The 22,789-nt window shown below is 34.3% G+C and carries 20 protein-coding genes and 4 tRNA genes; 8 read left to right on the forward strand and 16 right to left on the reverse strand.

All coding sequences use genetic code 11. The features are described from left to right. Positions 1-177 precede the first annotated feature (177 nt). A tRNA-Trp gene (locus F1Z66_RS00585) sits at positions 178-306 on the forward strand. A 1,308-nt stretch (positions 307-1,614) separates the two neighbouring features. Here F1Z66_RS00585 and F1Z66_RS00595 read toward each other — a convergent pair. Further along, positions 1,615-2,127, reverse strand: coding sequence for a hypothetical protein (locus F1Z66_RS00595; RefSeq protein ID WP_159357309.1), 513 nt, complete (start codon positions 2,125-2,127; stop codon positions 1,615-1,617). Positions 2,128-2,315: 188 nt separating this feature from the next. Between F1Z66_RS00595 and F1Z66_RS00600 the strand changes: the two genes are divergently transcribed. Further along, positions 2,316-2,723, forward strand: coding sequence for a VOC family protein (locus F1Z66_RS00600; protein ID WP_149861660.1), 408 nt, complete (start codon positions 2,316-2,318; stop codon positions 2,721-2,723). Between the two features lie 190 nt (positions 2,724-2,913). Here the strand turns inward: F1Z66_RS00600 and F1Z66_RS00605 are convergent, their stop codons facing one another. Continuing rightward, a complete protein-coding gene (locus tag F1Z66_RS00605; RefSeq protein WP_149861661.1) occupies positions 2,914-4,404 on the reverse strand; it encodes an FAD-binding oxidoreductase in 1,491 nt (496 codons plus the stop codon). Positions 4,405-6,509: 2,105 nt separating this feature from the next. Next, positions 6,510-7,403 carry a type II methionyl aminopeptidase gene (gene map / locus F1Z66_RS00610; protein WP_149861662.1) on the reverse strand — a complete coding sequence of 298 codons (894 nt, stop codon included), beginning with the start codon at positions 7,401-7,403 and terminating at the stop codon, positions 6,510-6,512. Between the two features lie 101 nt (positions 7,404-7,504). Between map and F1Z66_RS00615 the strand changes: the two genes are divergently transcribed. Beyond that, positions 7,505-7,578, forward strand: a tRNA-Pro gene (locus F1Z66_RS00615). 64 nt (positions 7,579-7,642) lie between these two features. Here the strand turns inward: F1Z66_RS00615 and F1Z66_RS00620 are convergent. From F1Z66_RS00620 to F1Z66_RS00645, 6 genes are all read right to left on the reverse strand, one after another. Continuing rightward, positions 7,643-8,047, reverse strand: a complete 405-nt coding sequence (locus F1Z66_RS00620; protein ID WP_149861663.1) for a 30S ribosomal protein S11 — start codon at positions 8,045-8,047, stop codon at positions 7,643-7,645. Positions 8,048-8,085: 38 nt separating this feature from the next. After that, the gene (gene thiL, locus F1Z66_RS00625) at positions 8,086-9,102 is read right to left on the reverse strand and encodes a thiamine-phosphate kinase (protein WP_195907436.1); all 1,017 of its coding nucleotides are present in this window, start codon (positions 9,100-9,102) and stop codon (positions 8,086-8,088) included. Next, on the reverse strand, positions 9,086-10,414 hold the full coding sequence (locus tag F1Z66_RS00630; protein WP_149861665.1) for a phosphomannomutase: 1,329 nt from the start codon (positions 10,412-10,414) through the stop codon (positions 9,086-9,088). Before F1Z66_RS00630 ends, thiL begins: the two co-directional genes overlap by 17 nt. Before the next feature lie 52 nt (positions 10,415-10,466). After that, complete coding sequence (locus F1Z66_RS00635) at positions 10,467-10,877, reverse strand: transcriptional regulator (protein ID WP_149861666.1); 411 nt, start codon at positions 10,875-10,877, stop codon at positions 10,467-10,469. Positions 10,878-10,949: 72 nt separating this feature from the next. Continuing rightward, positions 10,950-11,243 (reverse strand): 4Fe-4S dicluster domain-containing protein, encoded by a 294-nt coding sequence (locus F1Z66_RS00640; protein WP_149861667.1) that lies wholly within the window; start codon positions 11,241-11,243, stop codon positions 10,950-10,952. A gap of 100 nt (positions 11,244-11,343) precedes the next feature. After that, complete coding sequence (locus tag F1Z66_RS00645; protein ID WP_149861668.1) at positions 11,344-11,565, reverse strand: hypothetical protein; 222 nt, start codon at positions 11,563-11,565, stop codon at positions 11,344-11,346. A gap of 137 nt (positions 11,566-11,702) precedes the next feature. Between F1Z66_RS00645 and F1Z66_RS00650 the strand changes: the two genes are divergently transcribed. From F1Z66_RS00650 to F1Z66_RS00665, 4 genes are read left to right on the forward strand one after another with little or no spacing between them, the layout of a single operon-like run. Next, complete coding sequence (locus F1Z66_RS00650) at positions 11,703-12,536, forward strand: class I SAM-dependent methyltransferase (RefSeq protein ID WP_149861669.1); 834 nt, start codon at positions 11,703-11,705, stop codon at positions 12,534-12,536. Next, on the forward strand, positions 12,536-13,351 hold the full coding sequence (locus F1Z66_RS00655; RefSeq protein WP_149861670.1) for a class I SAM-dependent methyltransferase: 816 nt from the start codon (positions 12,536-12,538) through the stop codon (positions 13,349-13,351). Before F1Z66_RS00650 ends, F1Z66_RS00655 begins: the two co-directional genes overlap by 1 nt. Before the next feature lie 42 nt (positions 13,352-13,393). After that, positions 13,394-14,656 (forward strand): MBL fold metallo-hydrolase, encoded by a 1,263-nt coding sequence (locus F1Z66_RS00660; protein WP_149861671.1) that lies wholly within the window; start codon positions 13,394-13,396, stop codon positions 14,654-14,656. 60 nt (positions 14,657-14,716) lie between these two features. Then, positions 14,717-15,604 (forward strand): DNA glycosylase, encoded by an 888-nt coding sequence (locus tag F1Z66_RS00665; RefSeq protein WP_149861672.1) that lies wholly within the window; start codon positions 14,717-14,719, stop codon positions 15,602-15,604. Between the two features lie 21 nt (positions 15,605-15,625). Here the strand turns inward: F1Z66_RS00665 and F1Z66_RS15740 are convergent, their stop codons facing one another. From F1Z66_RS15740 to hisI, 4 genes are all read right to left on the reverse strand, one after another. Next, positions 15,626-16,405, reverse strand: a complete 780-nt coding sequence (locus F1Z66_RS15740; RefSeq protein WP_195907437.1) for a hypothetical protein — start codon at positions 16,403-16,405, stop codon at positions 15,626-15,628. Positions 16,406-16,478: 73 nt separating this feature from the next. Next, entirely contained in the window at positions 16,479-17,825 is a 1,347-nt protein-coding gene (locus tag F1Z66_RS00675) for a ThiF family adenylyltransferase (protein WP_149861673.1), read from the reverse strand. Positions 17,826-17,864: 39 nt separating this feature from the next. Continuing rightward, complete coding sequence (thrC, locus tag F1Z66_RS00680; RefSeq protein WP_149861674.1) at positions 17,865-19,091, reverse strand: threonine synthase; 1,227 nt, start codon at positions 19,089-19,091, stop codon at positions 17,865-17,867. Between the two features lie 86 nt (positions 19,092-19,177). Continuing rightward, positions 19,178-19,507: a phosphoribosyl-AMP cyclohydrolase gene (hisI, locus tag F1Z66_RS00685; protein ID WP_149861675.1), complete on the reverse strand. Its 330-nt coding sequence runs from the start codon at positions 19,505-19,507 to the stop codon at positions 19,178-19,180. A 193-nt stretch (positions 19,508-19,700) separates the two neighbouring features. Here hisI and F1Z66_RS00690 point away from each other — a divergent pair, with 193 nt between their 5' ends. Then, the gene (locus F1Z66_RS00690) at positions 19,701-21,074 is read left to right on the forward strand and encodes a tRNA(Ile)(2)-agmatinylcytidine synthase (protein ID WP_149861676.1); all 1,374 of its coding nucleotides are present in this window, start codon (positions 19,701-19,703) and stop codon (positions 21,072-21,074) included. Here F1Z66_RS00690 and F1Z66_RS00695 read toward each other — a convergent pair. The 3 genes from F1Z66_RS00695 to F1Z66_RS00705 form a co-directional block, all read right to left on the reverse strand. After that, positions 21,072-21,188 (reverse strand) — tRNA-Met (locus F1Z66_RS00695). The genes F1Z66_RS00690 and F1Z66_RS00695 overlap by 3 nt on opposite strands. 506 nt (positions 21,189-21,694) lie before the next feature. Then, a tRNA-Leu gene (locus F1Z66_RS00700) sits at positions 21,695-21,809 on the reverse strand. A 51-nt stretch (positions 21,810-21,860) separates the two neighbouring features. Further along, positions 21,861-22,787 (reverse strand): ABC transporter ATP-binding protein, encoded by a 927-nt coding sequence (locus F1Z66_RS00705; protein ID WP_149861677.1) that lies wholly within the window; start codon positions 22,785-22,787, stop codon positions 21,861-21,863. Positions 22,788-22,789 lie beyond the last annotated feature (2 nt).

Consider the following 22,789-nt stretch of genomic DNA (forward strand, 5'->3'; position numbering starts at 1 on the left):
GAGGAAAGTACATCATATTCAATCGATTTTGCCAATGCTAGTAATATAATGAATTAACAAACCTTATATTTTTTATGGAACGTGCATTTTTAACACATCTTAATCAATTTATGCAGTAAATAAAGCCGTTTAATTTAGAAAAACTTATAGTTATATTCCAAAAAAGAATATGCAGGTGGGGTCGTAGCGAAGCCAGGCATCGCAACGGGCTCCAGATCAAATAATGGGCAATTATTGAAGAAACCCGTGGATCAGGGGTTCAAATAATATATGCGAAATATATTAGAACAGTTCCCTTCGGCCCCATCTTTCAATTTAAATACAAAAAATATGCAAGATATCAAAGAAGATAAGAATCGAAAAAGTCAATTACGAACAATTTGCTACGGATTTACCAATATATCTCTGAACATAACTAGAAACGTTATAGGACATCGTTAGCAAAAATATGCTCAATATATGCTCTAGTAATGCATCGATATCGATCACCTTTGATAAAAATTGTCATTTATTTTATATTAACAGTGCGATTTGAGAAGAAACTAATTTATTATTATTATTAACATTATTATTATCGCTTAAATTTTAAAAATTATAATAAACTAACTTGTACAACAAAAAATCCAATTACATTGTCAAAATGGAAGATCAAAGGAGAAATTATATCGTTAAAATAAGAAAAAACATTAAATACAAATAGCTATGGTGAAATATTTCTAAAAGTAAAGATCTTATCTTTGAGTAACTACAGGCAGTCATCACTTGTCTCGATTCAAGGCATTATACCCACCAATAATGCCCTTTGATCCATATTTTAAAAACATTAAATTCCCTGTTGTCAATATTAAATTATTTTATTCAAGTTGACTACAAACTATTAACAACAAATAATAGAGGTTCTGACCATAGTAACAATAACAACAAGTTCAAAATTTGTAGTTAAAACTATTTAGTTTTTTTTAAAGCTAAAGTAACAAGAATGGCATCTATCCTTACCATATATTACACCCAAATTCCCACATTCTGAGCACTTTTTTTCATTATCTACGGTAGAATCTAATGATTTTATTTTTTGAATGCATTTATTACATAACGGAGCTTCGAGGTTATGACTAGATATGAAAACGTCCCCACACTGTGTGCACTTGAAGCTGTATATCTTCCCTTTAGGCTTCCACTTTCTAAATGGATTGGAGATAAAAGGAGAAATTATTTTTTTTAAAGGATTAGCCATAAAGTAGATAATAATAAGACAAACAGACATTTTAGTTTAATGGAGTTATATGAAAAAATGATTAACGAAGATAAGGTTTCAATAAATCATGGTTTTCTGTAGATTTGTCTATTACCAATTCTAATGAGAAAAACGCCTAGAGATATAAGTATCAAGGAAACAAAAAGGAATAACGGATTTACAATTCGTTTAAGAAGATCAGGTGCGCCCAATATATAATTACACTTATCATCACAAATTTTTGTAACAGGAAATAATAATAGAGTTAAGCCAAATGAAATAATCATTACAACACCTACTGTAGATATAATCGCACCAAGTTTTATAATCCGGCGGTATTTCTGCGAGCTAGTCATATTAGATGAGCACTGTAGATAATTTTAATATTCGATCTTAGATGTGTCTATAGTGACATATTTGTATTCACTATCTCGTGAAACCCTGTTGAATTGCTTGTTATAATACAAAAATGGCATTTCTTCTTTTACATGCATATCCCAAACATTATGCACCTGATCAAAGTATATTTTTCTCTTCTTTCCTTTACGTCTTATAAGTTCATGACACAAAACGTGAGAAATTTTAGCGCAGTTGTTGTTTGCAAAATATTTTTCATTCTTAAAGTCAGAGGAAAAAGTCTTTGGTCTAAACCATGTTACTAGTCCAAAGTTGTTACTGTGATACCCTTCCGTATGACAATCTGACCACCAAGACTTGAAATATGCAAGATAAAAATGAAATATCGAAAGCCCTCTTTCCTTATGATCCCTCAGTAAATAAGCAAGATTAACTCTATCAAATAGCTTTCCCGGAATTACTGGTAATATATCAACATCCACAGATAAATCCTCGTTAAATTCGTGTTTAATCCACCATTTAAAAAATCGGGTCATGGAGGAAACATAATCCCAATCCTCCTGATAACGTTTCTTCCACTCCTCATCTTTTGAAACATAAATAAAAAAAAGTTTATCCTGCAATGTAGTTAGGACATAACACATACACAAATAAAATTTTTGACACGGCAAATTCAATGGCAATGCAAAAAGTTCATAATTTAGAAGCAATATAGTCAAATCAAATGTCATTTAGAAAATTAGGTGCTGTAATACTTTTAGTCTCAGATATGCGCAGATCTATTCAGTTTTACAAGGAAACCCTCAATCTACCGATTAAAAAAGAATCTGATGAATGGACTGAATTTTTTAATAAGGAAACAGTATTGGCTTTGCATCCTGCAAAACATAAAGAGAATTTAAAATCAGGACAACATATTCTCATAGGATTTACTGCTAATGATTTCGATCAAACAGTAAATAGTTTAAAAGAGAAGGGCATAGTCTTTTTTAAGAATGCAAAAGACGAAGGTTTTGGAAAACATGCAATAATTGAGGATCCTGACGGCCACCTAATTTCAATAGTGAAATTAAAAGAAAATCAAAGCGAAAACGACGGATTCGATTTCTTAGGTCTTGTAGGAGCAGAATAAATTTACTTACATATATTCATACATCCATTTCGGAATATTTTGTAATATACTGACCACCTTCAAGTATCTCATTTAAAATCTATAAGATGATTGGAATTTGGCAATATGCGTCTTGATTTATTAGACAGATTGTCTATTAATCGAACAAATTGACCCATAAACAGAATTGATTAGATCGTATATTAAAAAATCACATTACGATTTTACCAGGGTTTAGAATGTTTAATGGATCCAATGAACTTTTTATCTGCCTGAAGCAATTAACTACATGTTCATTGTACACATTTTTGATATAGGGGGTTCTAGATATACCATCACCGTGTTCAGCTGTAATTGTTCCTCTAAGATCATAAACCTTAGTGAATAACGAAAGTGTGAGAGATTCCATTGCCTCATATTGTTTTCTATGCGACCATTTATCTATGAAAATATCATCTCCTGTAATAGGACGGGTATGAAGATTTCCATTGCCTAAATGACCATAAATAACATATGACAAGTTATGTTCCTTGTATAGTTTCAGAATATGAGTAACATAATCATAGATATAATTTATTGAAACAGCAGTGTCTTCAAAAAGGGTTAAGGGTTTTCTATTGCCTACCGTATGCTTGATTGCCGTATTTAATGCATTCTTCCTGGAATTCCACAAATTATTTATCGAAATTAGGTCATGTGCATCATCAATTATCTTACCGCCCAACTGGATTGTATCTGTTAAGGTTCTCTGAAGATTATCTATCTCGCCTTCGGTTTGATAAAAATACTCTATGAATAAAAGACATCCGTTTTCTGTCGCAATTGTAGACTTTATGTTAGCGTCCATTACGGATTCATCTAAAAGTTCTAAAGCGACTGGATTAGTGCGAAGTATTTTTTTGGCATACGAACATGCACTTAGGACGTTGGGAAAATGTACCATATATAAGGACCTAAACAAAGGTAGATCTTTGATCTTGAGTTTTATCGAGTCTAATATAGCTAAGGTGCCCTCTGAAGCCGCAAAGATATTTTGGGAGTCAAATCCACGAGTAAAAACAGCATCTAATCGGTACCCACATGAATTCTTGCTAACGTCAGGATAAGAGGTTAAGAAATCGCGACTAGATGAAATAAATGACGATAGAGTTCTTCGCAATCGAGGATCACAATCGCGTCCTTCTGCGAAACCATCACTTCCGTCCGAATAAACCAAGTCAATACGTTGCAGGTATTCAAGAATACTTCCATATCCCAACCCATAGGGACCAGAAGAATTATTTGACACCATTCCACCGATTGTACAATAATTACCACTAGCAGGATTTGGTGGTAAAAACTTGTTATGTTTTTTAAGCTCTTTTTCCAATAATCCCTTAACTAGCCCAGGCTGAACAAGCACGGTATTCAGTTGCAAATCTAGATCAAGAATTTTATTCATATATTTAGTAAAATCCAATATCAATCCAGCCGATAGACTCTGTCCAAGTAAACTCGTTCCCGCGCCGCGACTCGATACAGGTAATTTTTTTCTGGAAGCAAGATGAAGTACCTCTTTGATGTCTTCTTTGCATTTTGGAAAGCACACTGCTTCTGGATAGATTTGATGATGGCTAGAATCAACCGAGTAATATTCTCTAGTCCACGGATCGGTGGTTACTTCACAGCGGTGGTTAAAATCTACTCCGTCAAAGACGCTCACATCTAACTGACATATAAAAAGAATATAATGTTTAATGGCTTTGTCAACTTAACGGCATGAAACCAGTAAAATCTGCTATGCTATTTCTGATATGTTTGATAAAAGAATTAAATATTATGTATATCGAGCCGATGATCAGTATTTGTATTCTGTAGGATTTTCAAAGTAATGCTACTAAGGTATTGCAATTTAAGATAAATAAAAGATCTAAAAAAGTGGAAGTGAATCCTGAAATTTTGTATTTAGAGATACATCAAATGGAAAAAGATATCAATGCATTTGTTGGATTAGACAGCAACAAGTGCTCCTAAACACATTTGACTTTAGATTGCCACTTCTTCCATAAAGTTAAAGTTATCCGATTTTCATATTTTAAAAAATCCAGAGTAATTAGATTTCAGAAATTAGAAGGTACCTTTCATATTTACTTAAAATTCATGGTGAAAATACATCAACTTTCTCAAATTTGAGACATAAATTTGCTTAACTACATTTCTAATTTCAACTACCTATCCACGGTACCGCAGAGAGAGCATCACGATAAAACAACCGATAAAATAAGGTAGACTGATGAATCTAACTATTATTCTAGACGTCATTAAAAAGAAAATATATACACGTTCGTTCTCCTGAATCGGGAGAATTTTTGTCACTCATTATTGCAATAAGTATAATACACAAGTAATTAAAGACTAAATTCTGCTAATTTATCAATTCTTGTAAAACTGTTTATATATTGTTTGTTATATAGATATATTAAGGTAGATTAATTCTACTTTTGTGTCTCAAGTGACACAGGTAATTTCCTTTAAAAAATAAAACGCAAATAAATCCAATAGTTTGGATAAAATTTCTTTAATATTTAATATATTTGCATACAAGATATTTAAACCTTTCTACTGGCAGTCGATCTAAAAAGTACTGTTCTGGCACGGTTTATTAATAGTAAAAGAAGATAACGATTCTGATACAAATTTTTGAAGACAACATTCTTTTCCAATGGGGAAAATAATCATAGCAGAAGTCTAACCAGTCTTTTAAATAAATCAAGATCTTTTAATATGCTTATATCTTTTGTGCATCCATAACCATCATGCATTACCAGTCTGGATGCAGATGATTTTGTTGAAAGAAATATAAACTGAATTTTGGAAAGCCTGGCAAGGGTGTCTTTTACCTTGTTTGATATGTGTAGTGATTCAACATTTAATCCGAGGAAAAGGTATTTGATACGGTTGTCATATTTTTTGTCAACTCTTTTTATAAAATCTAAAAACTGTTTACCCGTCTTTTGTTTGTAACCGTGTGTTCATATCTAGCTAGTTAATGATCATAAACCGATACAAATTCAGAATATATTTTATCTTTTGAGTCATATTGTGTAGATGATCGAGAGGTATTACTGTAAGCCCTGACTACTACTGAACCATTCTGAACTTCATAAATAAGGATAGAGCCCGTTAGTAAATAGCCGTATTGTATCTCAAATTTTTTTTCAAATGATATTCAGTATATGGTAATCTCAGAACAATATTTGGTATTTGTATCCTATCCCATGCTTGAAAAGTATGCCTAATCTCGGTGTGACTTGTAGAAGTCACAAAGTATAGTTTCTTTGATACACACTTTCTGCTGTCAGCAGCTTTAACAACCATGTCTAGAAAGATAGTCCACAACTTTTTTTTGGTTGATATTTTAATATTTTTTCTCAATTTCTACAGTCAGTTTGATTGACCCTCTCTGTGTAATTTGGATATTCCATTAACACGCAGCTCATGGATTAGTGTGTGTTCTCCACATCCTTATTAATATCATGATTGTAGGTTGACCGCATTCTCATTGCTAGAACAGTATAGACATCATCTTTACTCGAAATGTTCTTGTACTGCAACCTGATTCCCTTTATACTTACCAGCAATCATATCATACAACATATTTCATTTATCATTCGAGAGATATCTAAGGAAATTGTCACTCATAATAATGAAAATTCTATAGACGATAAGCTAAATGTGTTATAGATCTTATCCAAACAAGCACGCTCAGTTTACAGATGGATTTATCTTTCAGTTACATGATTATTAACAGACTGTTTAACAACAAATTTATTTTGTTATTATATGACTTGATGTTTCAGCAATAAAAACAGTATGTTCAGCTTGTGATACAACTTGATTATTACCCTCTACAAGAATAGGATATGCTCTAATATTCTTCTTTTTAAGAAGGTAATCCAACAACTCTCGTGCTTTTGGCTCTTCAAATTCATTTACCAACCATCTAAGCGCAAAAGGTAGTGTTCTAAACTTGTTCCACAAAAAAGATATAAATTCATCTGCATCCTTATTCTTTGCGGGTTTTCTAGAAATTAATGAAAAGATATTCTTAATCTTTCCCTCATACACAACACCTAAACCTTGCTTAGTTGTAACAAATGGTTCAATAGCATAAGCATGGTTTGAAGATAACGAAAATGAAGATCCATATGTCTTGATGTTGGGAATAGACTTTCCTGCATGTATTATATATTGTTCTAGCGAATGACCACTTAAATTTTGTATTGGCTTGAATCCATTATTTGTTATAGTATTCTCAATAACTTTGCCTAAATCACTTGATTTAGTGTTATGTTTTGCGATTTTGGTAGCCTCAGATAACGACAATTCCGCTGTTTTAATCAATTGATCATATCTAGAGTCATATGAGATAGTTACAGCTGTATCAGCGATAAACCCATTTATATGGACGCCCAAGTCAATTTTCACTACATCATCTTCTTTTATAACTATTTGATCATTTGGTTCAGCTGTATAGTGAGCAGCTATCTCATTCAAACTAATATTAACAGGAAATGCAGGATGCCCACCCAAAGACTCTATTTCACTTTCGATCGAATTGCATATCTCAAAAAGCGTTCTACCTACGTGATTTTTTTTTCGAGTATTCTCCCGAACAATGGAAGCTATCTGACCTGCACGAGTGTAATCTTCTAGAGACATGATTTAGAATTAGCATTCAGGAGTATAATAAGAATACAAATAATGATTTATATTAATTAAAATAAGATTAAAATTAGACAAAAAAAAGTTTCTCTTTAGGAGGGATCGTAGTCTAGCTTGGTAGGATGCCAGCCTTGGGCGCTGGAGGTCGTCGGTTCAAATCCGGCCGGTCCCATTGTCAAGTATTTAGATATATAAAAAAATGATTATATTGTAGATAAATATATAAAAAAAAATGATTATACTCTTCTGCCTCGTCGACCACCAGGCTTTCGAGTAGTGTCATGTGGTACTGGTGTTACATCGTCTATTCTCCCAATTCGAAATCCTGCTCTTGCCAAAGCACGTATAGCAGCTTGTGCTCCTGGACCCGGAATTCTAGGACCAACACCTCCTACTGCTCTCACTCTAATGTGCAATGCGTTAATTCCCTTAGTTTTGGCAGCATCAGCGGCAGAAACAGCGGACTTCATAGCCGCATATGGAGAAGATTCATAACGATCGGCAGTAACATGACGTCCACCAGAACTAATGGAAATAGTCTCAGCACCACTTATATCAGTAATATGAACCAAAGTATTATTATAACTACTGAAAATATGGGCTACCCCCCATTTATACTGAGTAACTTCTTCTTGTGACATGAATGTTGAATTTTTGAGTGTCGCATTTAAAAACCTTCTCAAGTAAAGTGTTGGAACCCTTTATTTTTAAGAATTTCTTTATGACCTGCTGTATCAATAACAAATACTTTTCCACAACCTTTAGCTACTTTACCCACCAAAAAAAAACTGAACTTGGAATTTTCTTTTATATTTTTAGAAATTTCGTATAGACTCTTTTCTGATATTGTTCCAACAATATGATACTCCTCTCCACCAAAAAATACAAGATCGTTAAATCCAAGATTATTCATCAAGGAAAACTCTTTGAGATTTGATGGTATAGGTATTTTATCTAAATAAATTAACATATCTACACCACTTTGCTTAGAGATTTCATACAATGCGGTGGCCAGACCATCACTAGAATCAGTCGATGCGGTAAAATAATGTGCCAAGGAAATTCCAAAATCATATGCAGGGGTAGGATTGAGAACAGAATTGATAGATTCTTTCTCAAAATTGGGATCTGGAGAAGGGATACCATGCATTAGTATTTTTAAACCAGAAGCAGTATAACCAAAAACACCCGTGACAAAAATGTAATCACCTATTTGTGCACCATTCCTTCGCGGTACAAAGACGTTTGGAAAGCTAACTCCAAACATGCAGCAATCAATAACAAGTTCCTCAGATTCATTAATATCTCCGCCAATAATTTCGATTTTGAACTCCTTTGAAACCAAATTAAAACCATCTACTAATTTTGAAATGTCTCCTTCAGTTAAATTTGAGGGAAGGCCTAACGAGACTAATGCGCATTTTGGTTTTATACCTTTTGAAACCAGATCACTTATGCTAGACACTATAGACTTTCTAGCAATCTGTTCGAAAGTCATAGTTGGTGGTACATCAGTATGTTCAACCAACATGTCACAGGTCACACATAGGGATGACCCTGAAACAGATTCCTTGCCTATGAAATAGTTCAGTGGGATTAATGAAATGTCATCTTTACCAAAGTGTGATTCGACATTATTGGAACCCATTTTTTTTATAATTAAGTTCAAGATCTGCTTTTCATTTAGATTTTTCATAAACGTCAACAATCTTAGTATAAAAGGATTTATAGAGAGAGTCTGCATCATCACTAGTTGATTCTAGAGACATACGAATCACGTGTTCTGTATTAGAGATTCGTATTAAGATCCAAGAATTTTCATCAATAATAAATTTTAAACCATCAGTTGAAATAATTTCACTCGAACTAGGTTTTAATACTGACAATATTTTATCGAATAAAATTTCTTTATCAGTTTTTGCATCAATAGGATATTTAGTTCGAATTTGTTTAAGTCTGGATGATAAGAAAATACATTCGTCGACTAATTCTTTGTTCAAAGAACTAATCAAAACACTAGCTAATAATCCATCCCTACATGAATTGAAACCTGGCATGATAAAACCTCCGCTGCTTCCTTCTCCCCCAGACTCTGAACCAGTTTCATGCATACGCTTGATTACGTTTGATTCACCTACCTTTGAGAAAAAGATCTGACCCCCATGTTCAATTACATATTTCTCAATCGATAAACTGGTATCGAGACTTATGGTGAACTTTTTGTATTTATTATTATTGATTACACTTGCAATACAAAATAAAAGAGTTAGATCTGGATTAAGTTTGAATCCATCCCTATTGACTAGCACTAATCTGTCCCCATCAGGGTCAAAAGCAAATCCAAAATTTAACTTGTTCACCTTAACCAAACTGCACAAATCAACGAGAGGATCCGAGGTGGGATCTGGTCCTCGGGAAGAGAATCCCACCTTATCATTAATTCCAAGATATTTAATATGATAAAGGTCAAGTAATTGATTGCCGTAGCCGCAAGCAGCACCACCTCCGAAATCAATACCAGCTTTAAAATTAGGGTTGGACTGTTTAAGTGGGGGAAGATGAGTTAGTATATCTGACATATAATGAGGATCGATTTCAAAGTATTGACCCATTTTAACATGATCATGAATCTGAGTTTTCAGTAAGCGTTCCAGATCTTCTTCAAACAGCCCCCTTCCATTTATGAGCATTTTAAGTCCATTCCATGGCAATGGATTATGAGACGCGGTAACCATTAAACCGCCCGAATACATCCTAGATTCTCTAAATAACACAGGGGTTGGTGCAACACCTAAATCATAAACACTAATCCCTTGTTCTAAAAGACAGCCAATTACAACATCATTTATCAACTTTCCAGACGGTCTGCTATCCCTTGCAATGACACATTTTTTTTTATCATAATTATCATTTAAATAAGAACCAAAAGTCCTAGTAAAACGAGCTATCTCCTTTATAGTCAGGTCCTGTCCAAATATGCCCCTAATCCCTGAGATAGAAATCTTCACATTGATAAAATATATGCGGAATAATTTATGTTAAGTGGCAAGCATATAAACATCAGGTGAATCGAGAACCAGTCAGCATTACTTCACAGTGTTCGCAAATTCGTTTGTCAATATTTGATTCAATGCTGTGATGAACATCGCAAATGATAAAGGTATATCTCATAAAATTACAAAGCTGAATGAATTTAGTCATAGTACTTGGAGAATAAGCATTATTAGTAGAAAGATCTTTTGAGATTTCATTAATCATTCTCATTACTTCGAAATTGTCCTCCAATTTTGCTACTAATGAGAGATCACCCCTAGTTCCTCTCAAATAATTACTTACTGCCGCTTGCGTAATACCAAGTAATTTAGCAACGGTCTCCTCCTTGAGTTCGTAATCATGCACCAATTTTTTTGATAATATAGCACGTATAGCAGGAATCAATGATTTAGACTCAATTTCGGACGGCAATAGCATAATATTTTCGTGAATTTCTAATTATATAAAGATTTCAAAGAACAAGTAAACAAAAAATAATTGGGTGATAGTCTAGCCCTCTTCCCAGCCTTTATTAAATACACCGAATTTGTGTAATGGAACTGGTTGACCTGCAGTATATTCTAAAGGCCTCATCCAGAATATAGCATGAGTTGGACAAACACCTACACATGCACCGTCTGAAATGCATCTTTCTGGATAAAAGACAAAAGCTTTGCCCCTTTTCCAACCTTCAACAGGTTTAACACGAAGTACATCCGGACCTAATGCGGTACAAATCTCTACACAAAGTGCACACCCAATGCATCTTTGTTCATCAACATCTGGAAGTATAGCAATTGGCATCTAATAATTCACTAATCGTCTAGTAACGATAAAACTATTTAAACTGTTTGTCAATAGCAAAACGGTGTTATACAAAAGATAAAAAAATCGAGAAATGATTTTATTTTTTAAGTTGACGCATAACGTCTACTTGACCACTGTGAAGCCAGTCTTTTAGCTCTTCATGAGATGGTTTTGTATCATGTTTACCTTGAAGATGAAGATGAAGTAGTACATAATTTACTTGATTCAACAAAACCTTATTGGCTTCATCACCCTTGCGAGCTTTTGCTTTTAATTCTTCTGGAACGGTTGCCCACCATTCCTCAAATGATCTTACCATTAAAAAACCAGCGCTTAGTTACTTTATAAATATTTTGAAAATTTAACATAGGACTGACTAATTATTTAGTTGAAACCAGGACCAAATGTAAAAACATTAATTGAAATTACAATTCATTTGTTATACGGTTTAACACTATGCCATTTCTGATCGATGATGTATTGTCTGCGAAGAGGGAGTTGGATAAATTTAGACTAGATAATTTAAAACGCGGAAATTTAGCACCTCACCACGAACGATTTATTTTTCCCTTTCTTTGTGGTTCATATTTTGCATATAGGAAAATAGATGTTAAGAGAATAGTAGCCATTGCTCATGCCGTATCAAAAGATAATCCATCTTATTTAGATGTTGGATGTGGTTATGGAGACTTTTTGGAAAAAATAAGACAATATCTTCCAAATGCCGAAGGGATGGAGAAGAGTGCAGACATATTTTTCAAGTTAAAAAAATACAAACCTGATTATATAAAAATTGGAGATGCATACAACGGTATAGAAAAAAGATATGATGTCATATTTGTTGGATGGATGGAACCAGGAGTCGACTACAGAGATAAAATTGCCGAAAAAACAGATGTTATAGTCACTACATTAGATCAAGGTGGACAATGCGGAAAACACTGCGGATGTGAAATGGAGGAATACGGCTTCAAGAAAGTTGCAAGTTGGCTAACACCCTCATGGATTGATGTGAACACCGAACTAATGAATAAATATTATTCATCCATGACCGAGGGCTTGAGACGTTCCCTTCATGAGTTAAGGGGAGCACATAATTTATGGTATATATATTCCAAGCCAAATTATGTTGAAAGTGTCAGAAAAGATTTGTTAGAATATGATTCCAAAATCAGCGACACTGCGACATATGATCATGAGAAGATCCTTGATGAATTAGGATACAGGGTAAACGAAAGGCTTCCATTAGGATCAGGTATGAATTTATGGAAAATTGAGTTTGAAAACTAATGTCTCCTGGATTAAATGACCTAATATTTGCCTTCAACGCGTTAGAACAATTTAGAAAACGCGCTATATCACCTCACCACGAACGATTTATTTTTCCCTTTCTTTGTGGTTCATATTTTGCATATAGGAAAATAGATGTTAAGAGAATAGTAGCCATTGCTCATGCCGTATCAAAAGATAATCCATCTTATTTAGATGTTGGATGTGGTTATGGAGACTTTTTGGAAAAAATAAGACAATATCTTCCAAATGCCGAAGGGATGGAGAAGAGTGCAGACATATTTTTCAAGTTAAAAAAATACAAACCTGATTATATAAAAATTGGAGATGCATACAACGGTATAGAAAAAAGATATGATGTCATATTTGTTGGATGGATGGAACCAGGAGTCGACTACAGAGATAAAATTGCCGAAAAAACAGATGTTATAGTCACTACATTAGATCAAGGATTGAGTTTAGCTGCAGAGTTCGAGGGTCATGATTTTAAGAAAGTTGCAAGTTGGCTAACACCCTCATGGGAAGACATCAACACGGAAATAACTAACAAATATTATTCATCCATGACCGAGGGCTTGAGACGTTCCCTTCATGAGTTAAGGGGAGCACATAATTTATGGTATATATATTCCAAGCCAAATTATGTTGAAAGTGTCAGAAAAGGGCTAAAAAGCCACATTAGTCAAGAAAACAAGGGAAATAACAATGGCTATGAATTCGAAAAAGTCTTGGATGAATCAGGGTATAAATATTTAGAAAACTTCAATATTGGTAACAAGAATCATTTATTGTGGGATATTGTATTTGACACTTAATTCAAAAAGACTTAATATGATAAACAAATTTACTATTTTTTATTGAAAGTAACTACATTAGGAGCTGCCAGAGAAGTTGGGAGATCTGCATTCCTGGTAAATTCAAATAATACAAATATTTTACTAGATTATGGCGTTCTACTGAAGAAGGAGCCACTTTTTCCTATCAAAGTTAACCCGACTGACATAGATGCAGTTGTAATAACCCACGCACATTTGGATCATTCAGGATGTGTTCCCTCACTATTCCTCAATGAAGATACAAATCTGGAAGCATTGGCCACTATGCCGACTTTTGAACTATCTCAACTATTGATTCAAGACATGATAAAGATATCAGGATTCTATCTTCCATTTCAATATCACGACCTTATGAATATGTTAAATCATGCTAGGCATCTGGATTACAGAAGTAGTCATAATATTAGAGATACCAACATCACTTTTCACGAATCAGGTCATGTAATAGGCGGTTCAACTGTTCTGGTAGAGCATGAGGGAAGAAGGTTGTTTTATACAGGAGATATGAATACACGTGGATCTAAGGTACTAAGGCCAGCTGATTTAGATATAGGTGAAATAGATATGTTGATAATAGAAAGTACTTATTCACAGGCCGAACAAGTTCCCAGGGATCAATCAGAGAGAGAACTAGTAAAATACGCAAAAGAGGTCGTTGAGAGAAATGGGGTGTTTTTCATACCTGCTTTTTCTGTAGAACGGGCACAAGAAATTGCCTGTGTTCTCAAAGCATATGACTTTCCTTACAAAATAGCTATGGATGGGATGGCATTAAAAACTAACGACATTATGCTTAGGTATCCAAAGTATCTCCGCGATTCCAAAACATTTAAGAGTTCTATCGAGGATGTAGAAAGGATTACAAGCTGGCATAGAAGGAAAAGAGTGGTTAAGGAACCAGGCGTAATAATTTCACCTGCTGGTATGCTTGTAGGTGGAACAGCGGTCTTTTACATAGAAGAAATTTGTAAAAGTCAGTACAACGGTATTGCTTTGGTTTCTTATCAGGGTGAGGGAACTCCTGGCAGATCATTACTAGACAAGAGACAAGTTACATATAATGGAAGAACTATCAAATGCTTAGCAGAGGTGAACAGATTTGACTTTTCTGGTCACAATAGCAGGACAGAACTATTCGAAATTCTAAACAAAATTAAAGGAGACCCGCAAGTATTGACAGTACATGGGGATAATTTATCCTGTACTAAATTTGCAGAGGAAATAACAGAAAAATACGGATACAAAGCACATGCACCAGAAGCTGGAGAAATTAACACAGTTTAGTAGACGATACAAAAGAAGATTGAAAAAATCTGTGTGTTATAGGAGGATCATTCGCATCGTTTGTTTCACAACAACCAATTAAATATTTATTCAACTATCAATAGTGGACAATATTTTCTATGGGAAAATAGACAAAATATATGGTATGGAATATATGAAGACACTGTCCTCAAGATTTCGCCAATTCTGGACAACAATAGGATTCGCTACGAATATGACTCCTTTCCCAAAATTGAAGATTGGGAGCAAAGTGTCTTTAGGCTAGATGACAATTATGACCAAATAATTAATGAAATATCTAAAAAGGATTTGACGATTGAAAAAATTACAAAACAATATAGAGGCTTGCGTATCATGAGACAAAAGCCGATTCAATGTATTATATCGTTCCTGTGTTCTAGCAATAATAATATTCCTAGAATTAGACTAATGCTAAGGAATCTCTCCAGAGTATTCGGAAAAACAATCGAATGGAAAGGCGACACATTTCATACATTCCCAACTTTGGCAGGCATATCCTCTGCATCACAAGCAGAATTACTACAATGTGGATTAGGATATAGAGCAGTTTACATTCAAAATACTGTGAAATCCATTTTAAATCAGGATGTTGATATGAAAATTATCGAAAAGGCCAATTACACAGAATCAAAACTAGAGTTAATGAAATTATGTGGAGTAGGTGAAAAAATAGCAGATTGCATATTGTTATTCTCGTTAGACAAGCTAGATGCATTTCCAATTGATACTTGGATCGTAAAACTACTTCAAGAATACTTGAATAATATTTTAGTTGCAAGTCCAGATGTGAAAATAAACAGCAAGTTATCTCCTAATCAATATAAAGTTATTTCAAAAAAAATCAGAGATCACTATGGCAAATATTCCGGATATGCCCAACAGTTTCTATATTACAGCATTAGAGAACGAAATGGCAGAAAGTGGTAAAAATCAGTAAATAGATTTTGTCTATTTACCTCTCTTCTTCTTAATGTCAGATGCCCTCTTTGAGGACGATTTGGAGGCGGTAGATTTGGAGCTTGAGGGAGTACTCTTTGAGGACGATTTGGAGGCGGTAGATTTGGAGCTTGAGGGAGTACTCTTTGAGGACGATTTGGCAATGACGCTTTTTTCTATTCTCGTCATCTTCTTTTCAATTTCTTTGAGCGATGAGTGGGTTTGCTTTAAGGAAATGGTTTGTTTTTCAATGGACTTTAGGCCTTTTTGCAAAGGCAGAGATATCTTCTGCATTTTCTGGATTTCTTTAAAGAGTTTATCCACATTCTTATTGATGGTTTCCAAGTTCTTGGTTATTGGAGACAAGTCAATGTTTCTATAATCAGAACCTTTTACAGCATCTTTCCTCTGTGCACGTTGTACACGCCGGGGTTTTTCATCTTCTAGTTCCAGATCTTCATCATCTTCATCATCTTCATCATCTTCATCATCTTCATCATCTTCATCATCTTCATCATCTTCATCATCTTCATCATCTTCATCATCTTCATCATCTTCATCATCTTCTTCTAGTTCTAATTCCTCTTCATCATCTTCTTCTAGTTCTAATTCCTCTTCATCATCTTCTTCTAGTTCTAATTCCTCTTCATCATCTTTATTTTCTTCTTTATTTGTAGAATTTAAAGTGTCATTCTCTACTTTTATAATACGTTCATCATCAGCATCAGCAGATCTGATTAAGATCTCTTTCTTATTTATAAGAACAGGATAATATTGTATCTCCAAAGACATGTATGTACAGAGAATTCCAATATCAAATATTAAAAGTGATCTCTACTATTTATTACAAAAAAATAAAAAAATACTAGCTAACCTTTGGTTTCAATTCTTCAGTAAAAGTATTGTAAATAGATAAGGCTTCTTTTTCACTTTTAGCGCCCACTATTGTTGCAGCTCCGCTAGTAAGAAAGCTAATGAGGAGTTTATCCTGATTAGATACAGTGAGTCCCAAGTTACCCTTAGATTTAAGCACATAGCCATTTGATTCAGCGGTTTTTAGAATCCTTGATAAATCAATTTCATTTGTAATTTGTGCAGGAGTTACCGTGTATGTCCTTTTTCCTCTATCTCTTCCACATAACTCTTCTACCATAATGGAAGGAACATTGGTGTCTTGGAATTTTACGTTCAATCCACAGGATGGACATTCATCATGTCGATTCATTTGAATTTTGTCAAATACCAAATCATTAAGGTCCACGTACAATAGTTTATTTGCTAAAGATGGTGGTTGTCCAATGGTAATCTTTACAGCTTCTGAAACCTGAATTCCAGCAACAAGATAGAGAATAGACGGATGTACTCCCTCTGTGCTACAAGTAGGCATTTCATCCTCCGATAATTCAGGGAAAATACATCTAAGACATGCTGTTTGATTAGGAATAATAGTGCAAACAGAGCCCACCATTCCCAAGGCGCCTGCATAGATAAATGGGATCCCCAATTTTAAGCAGGCATCATTTAGAGCATACCTAGCATCAATACTATCTAAAGCATCAATCACTATGTCACTGCCTTTTATTATTTTCTCTGCAGTATATTTAGTAACAGAAATCGGAATTGCTTCGATTTTGACATCAGGGTTCATTTTTTGTAAGCGCTCCAAAGCAGCCTCGACTTTCACCTTTCCAATATCTACATCTGTGTACAAGTGTTGTCTATGGAGATTTGAAATTTCTACTACATCTCTGTCCACTATTCGGATAGTTCCTATCCCCATTCCGACCAGCTGATTCAATACAGGATTACCTATACCTCCAGCTCCAACTACACATATCTTGGCATCTTTGAGTTTTTCCATTCCTATATATCCAATTTCTTCTAGCATAATCTGCCTAGAGTATCTAATCATATCCTGACTGGTTATTTCAGCCCCACCTGCAACTGCGGGCAAAATATAAATTGAATCCCCTTCCTTTAAACTAGAATTCATCCCAGCATTGCTAAATCGCATATTTTTGCCATTAATATAAATATTAATTAAGGCTCTAGGTTTGCCGTTAATATCAATTACTCGACGCTTAAAGTCTTCGCCCATAATTTCTGACACAATATTGAAAGCTTCATCAAGTGTAGAAGCATCTATTGACATTTTTTTTTCTCCTGCTCCCTTATTTAGTACAGAAGGAACTACAAATTCAACTGTTGTCAACTAATATTCACCGTTATTTTTCGATTTATATCCGTTTGTTCAACGTATGATGGCTGATACGAGCCTAATATCGGGTTTTACAGAATTTGGAACAGAGAGTAAATCCATTATAGACTCTGTAGTTTTAAGACCATTACCAGTAACGTAACAAACTACATTTTCATCTCTTTCTATTTTGTTTTCCTCAATCAGTTTCTTTAAAACACCTACGGCTACACCGCCAGCTGGTTCAGTAAATATTCCTTCAGATTTTGCAAGTAATAATATTGCATCCTTGATTTCTGCGTCAGTAACTTTCTCTCCTAGTCCATTGAATTGTTTAAGACGTTTTAATACGTATAATCCATCACCAGGGTCGCCAATCGCCAAACTCTTTGCCACTGTCTCAGGCTTTTCTACTGGAATCACCTCGTTAGATTTATTTTTGAATGCATCTACAATCGGCGCACACCCATTTGGCTGTGCAGCAATGATTCTCAAATTAGATATATCACCAATTAATCCAAGATTCATTATTTCTTCAAACCCCTTGCAAATTGCATTTAACATAGCACCACTTCCTACTGGAATAACAAGTACATCCGGAATGGTCCAATTCAATTGTTCTAACACTTCAAAAGCCAAAGTTTTGGAACCCTCAACATAGTATGGTCGCATATTGATATTTACAATTCCATAGCCATTTGAATCTCCAATTACTGAAGCAATTCTATTTGCATCATCATATGTGCCGTCAACAGCTACAAATTTACCTCCATATGACAATGCCTGAGCTATTTTAACATCCTCAATATCCGAGGGTGCAAAAATATAACAGGGTAAATTTGCTCTCGCAGCATGAGCAGCAGTAGCAGATGCAAGGTTTCCTGTAGATGCACACCCTACTGCAGCTAAATTCATTTCTTTAGCCTTTGATATTGCAACACCTGCGGGTCTATCTTTAAATGAAAAAGTAGGGTTTACAGAATCATTCTTTATATACAAGTTCTTAAAGCCACCAAGACTATTACCCAGGTTATCTGCTTTTTGTAAAGGGGTAATTGAACCATTTAGACTAACTATATTTTTTTTGTCTTCTATAGGAAGAACTTCAAAATACCTCCAATAAGTTAGATCAGATCTACTTTCAAACGTGTGTTTGGTAATACTATTATCTACTTTATACTGGACATCTAATGGTCCAAAGCAATCCTCACAGATATATAAAAATCTAGGGGAATACTCTTTGTTGCATTCTCTACACTTTAGTGCGCTTATAATTCCCATTATTTACAATTAATTATTAATAATATAATAGATAAATTTCTCTAAATAATATTTAGTATTACTTAACTATGTGTGTATGGCAGTAATTACTGCTTCAATTCATTGTGAAAGCATGTGCGGTCCCCCGTATGGCAAGCAGGTTTTAATGAATTAACAAGATATAACAAGGCATCAGAATCACAATCAACCAGTATTTTCTCCACAGGTTGGATATTACCAGACTCCTCACCTTTCATCCATAACTTGTTATGAGAGGTGCTCCAAAAATGAGCATTTCCTGTTTCAACTGTTTTGTGTAAGGCAAGTTTATTTGCATATCCTAACATCAAAATATCTTTAGTTTTTACATCTTGTACGATTACAGGAATAATACCATTTCGTTTCTCAAAGTCAATTTTGTCAATGGTTTTTAGCACCTTAGAATTGGTAGGGACAAAACGATATAAAAATTTTGAAACTGTAATATTCTACCCTAATATAATATGTCAAATCAGTAATGCTCAGCATGAGCAGATTAGTATGAATTTATTTGATTTAGGATGAAGTTTTGCGAAAGAAGGTTTAATTATATAGCGCAAAAAGCAAATAACAATAAAGACGTCCCTACGAATGAATGGCTATAGCAATAAGACCAACGTAAAACCTTTGCATATTGGTTTTGATGACACTGATTCGGTAAATGGTAGATGTACTACCCATTTATCATATCTAATAACAAAAACACTTTTAGAAAGATTTCAAGTCGAGTTTTTGGATTTACCCCTTTTAGTTCGACTAAATCCAAATGTTCCATTAAAAACAAGAGGCAACGGAGCTGTTTGTTTAAGGATCAGAGGAAGAAGTCAAACGCATCATGAAAGAATTAGAGCAGAAATAGCACAGATGATAGAAAACTACTCAGAAATAGGCAACGGAGCAAATCCAGGAATAGTGTTTTACGAAAATGACACCATAAGTAATGATTTGATTCAATTTAGTGAAAATGCAATGGATTCCATTCTCAGCAAACAATTGGCCATAAAAATAGCCAAAAACAATAATATAGAATTTATAGGTTTTGGAAAAGAGTATGGGCTTGTAGGAGCCCTCGCAGCCGTAGGGTGTACGTTGAATTCTGATCACACATTTGAAACAATCGCATACAGAAGTGAAGAAAATTTAGGTACACATAGGGATACAGATTGGCTCAGAGTAAAAAAATTAAGCGAAGAAACATATCCATATACCTATAACAATTTTGACCAAAAAAATTTTAGAGTATTGATCACTCCGCATGGCCCGGATCCTGTATTCTGCGGCATCAGGGGAGAAGATCCTCTACTCACGTCCTATTTTCTGAAGAATTTGTGTATTAAAGAGCAGTTAGATGGATATATGATATTTAGAACAAATCAAGGTACAAATTTACATCTGACAAGGGAAAAAAGTGTGCAAGAAATCATGCCTTTTATGTCAGGAGTTATCAATTGCAAAGTAATCTCAACTCCATTGACAATCAAGGGTGGCCATGTGATTTTTAAGATAAAAGACAAGTTTAACAAAGTATTACCAGTTGCAGTCTATCAACCTACAGGCCTGACCAAGCTTGTAAGTTTGTTACATCCAGGAGATAGAATAGAAGTAGGATATGGCGTACATCTAAAATCAGAAAACCAGCTAACTCTTAACTTGGAATATTTGATCATTAAAGAACTTGTAAAGACGTATGAGGAAAAAAATCCGATTTGTAATAAGTGTCTAAAAAATATGAAATCGGAAGGTATGAACAAGGGATATCAGTGTAAAAGATGCAAATCAAAAAATAGAAGTAAAGAAAAGCTATACATAGAAACAGAAAGAAAAATTGGATGTGGTTTATACATTCCAGAACCAATTGCCCATCGTCATTTAACAAAACCCATCAATAGGTATGGGATGGAAAAATCTTTTGACAGATTAGAGATTTTGAATATAATCAAAACCATAAAATGGATAGAAAAGTAGCGGGGGGTTGATTTGAACATACGGCTGGTTTATAAAACGCAGTAACCGCTCTGCGGGTTATGAGCCCGCCGGGATAACCTAGCCCCTAAAAAGGTCTGGCTTCCCCACCCCGCTAACTAATATTCTAATACAAGGAGTATATATACGGTATAGATCGCCCTGAAAAAGATTTTTCAGCCTGTTTTTTACCTTGAAAAATTTCATTTTTGATTTCAATTAAAAAATCAAGAGATGATATTATGAAATCCGGTTTGATCTTATGTTTTATTGATTCATCTGATAGTCAAGTAAAGTGCACCAGAGGTGAAATAGATATGGCCTCAATATGCCTGCATTGGCCTATGTATACGTACATTTTAACATTGTAATTCTGATGAAGGAAAATACTTTTTTTAGTTTTTACCGACTGTTTTATATTTAAGATTTAATCTTTTGAAATGTAAAATACAAGAGTTATCCATGAGCTGTCTTCACAGATAACTAATCAAATTTAGGCAAAGAATCCAAAAATCAAGTTAATTGAAAAAAATCAAATGAAAACCCCATTTTACTCCTCTGCACAGTTACCTAAATACAAATTAATTTTAATTTAATCAAATTATTATCAAAACATAATCACATGCGGGAGGTGGGATTTGAACCCACGGACCCCTAAGAGATGAGGTATCTCAATCCCTGGTTTCTGAGCATCGTGTTTTTAAACTCACGCCTTTGACCAGGCTTGGCAACTCCCGCATAAAATATTTTTGAAAAGTCCAACATATATTCTAATAAAAAAGGAAAACATCAGTCCAAATCCCTATCTCCAACTAAATTAACAAAAATATCATCAAGAGTTATAGGAGTAACAGAAAAAGACAAATTTTTATGGACCAATGTATCTGATAATTCTCTGACGGTATTCTCAAATGTGAATAACCTTACAGAGTCAGAACTTAAATTAACAATTTTCCCATATGAACCGAACAGATCCTTTAAATCTGAAATATTGATATCTTTGGAGGTATGTACATCGATCCTAGTATGATAGTTTAAAGTACCTTTCAAATCAGCCATATTTCCTTTTGTTATGACTCTACCTTTGTCAATGATAAAAATAGAATCAGACAATATTTCAGCTTCATCCATATAATGGGTAGTCAAAACAATTGAAATTCCTTTATTTTTCCAATCCTTAATAATAGACCACACTTGACGCCTAGATACCGGGTCTAATCCAATGGTAGGTTCATCCAAAAAAAGTAGAGGAGCTTCTGTGGCCATTGCCATTCCCACTAGAATTTTTTGTTTCATACCTCCAGACAAATTTAAAGCTGGAATATCCTTGACGGAATACAATTCTAGTCTAGTAAGTATATCTGTGGTTTTCTGTGCCGCAACGTCCTTTTTTTCACCGTTTATTTTTAACCAATTATAAACATGATCCCATGGTGTCAATGCCCTTAAAGGTCTACCCTCTTGAGGAACAATAGAAATTTTTTGTCGTATCCTTTCAGGATATCTTGTCACATCGTCTCCAAATACAACTACTTTTCCTGAGGTAGGTAATAGCTGAGTTGAACAGATGCGAATGAAGGTAGTCTTACCCGCGCCATTACGTCCCAACAAAGTAGAGATTTGTCCCTCTTTGATCTGTAAGGAGATATCGTCTAGCGCTTTTTTGTCAGAGTTTTTATAGATCTTGCTTACATTTGATGATTCGATAGCAAACATTT

The sequence above is a fragment of the Candidatus Nitrosocosmicus agrestis genome (assembly GCF_008389435.1).
Lineage (GTDB): Archaea > Thermoproteota > Nitrososphaeria > Nitrososphaerales > Nitrososphaeraceae > Nitrosocosmicus > Nitrosocosmicus agrestis.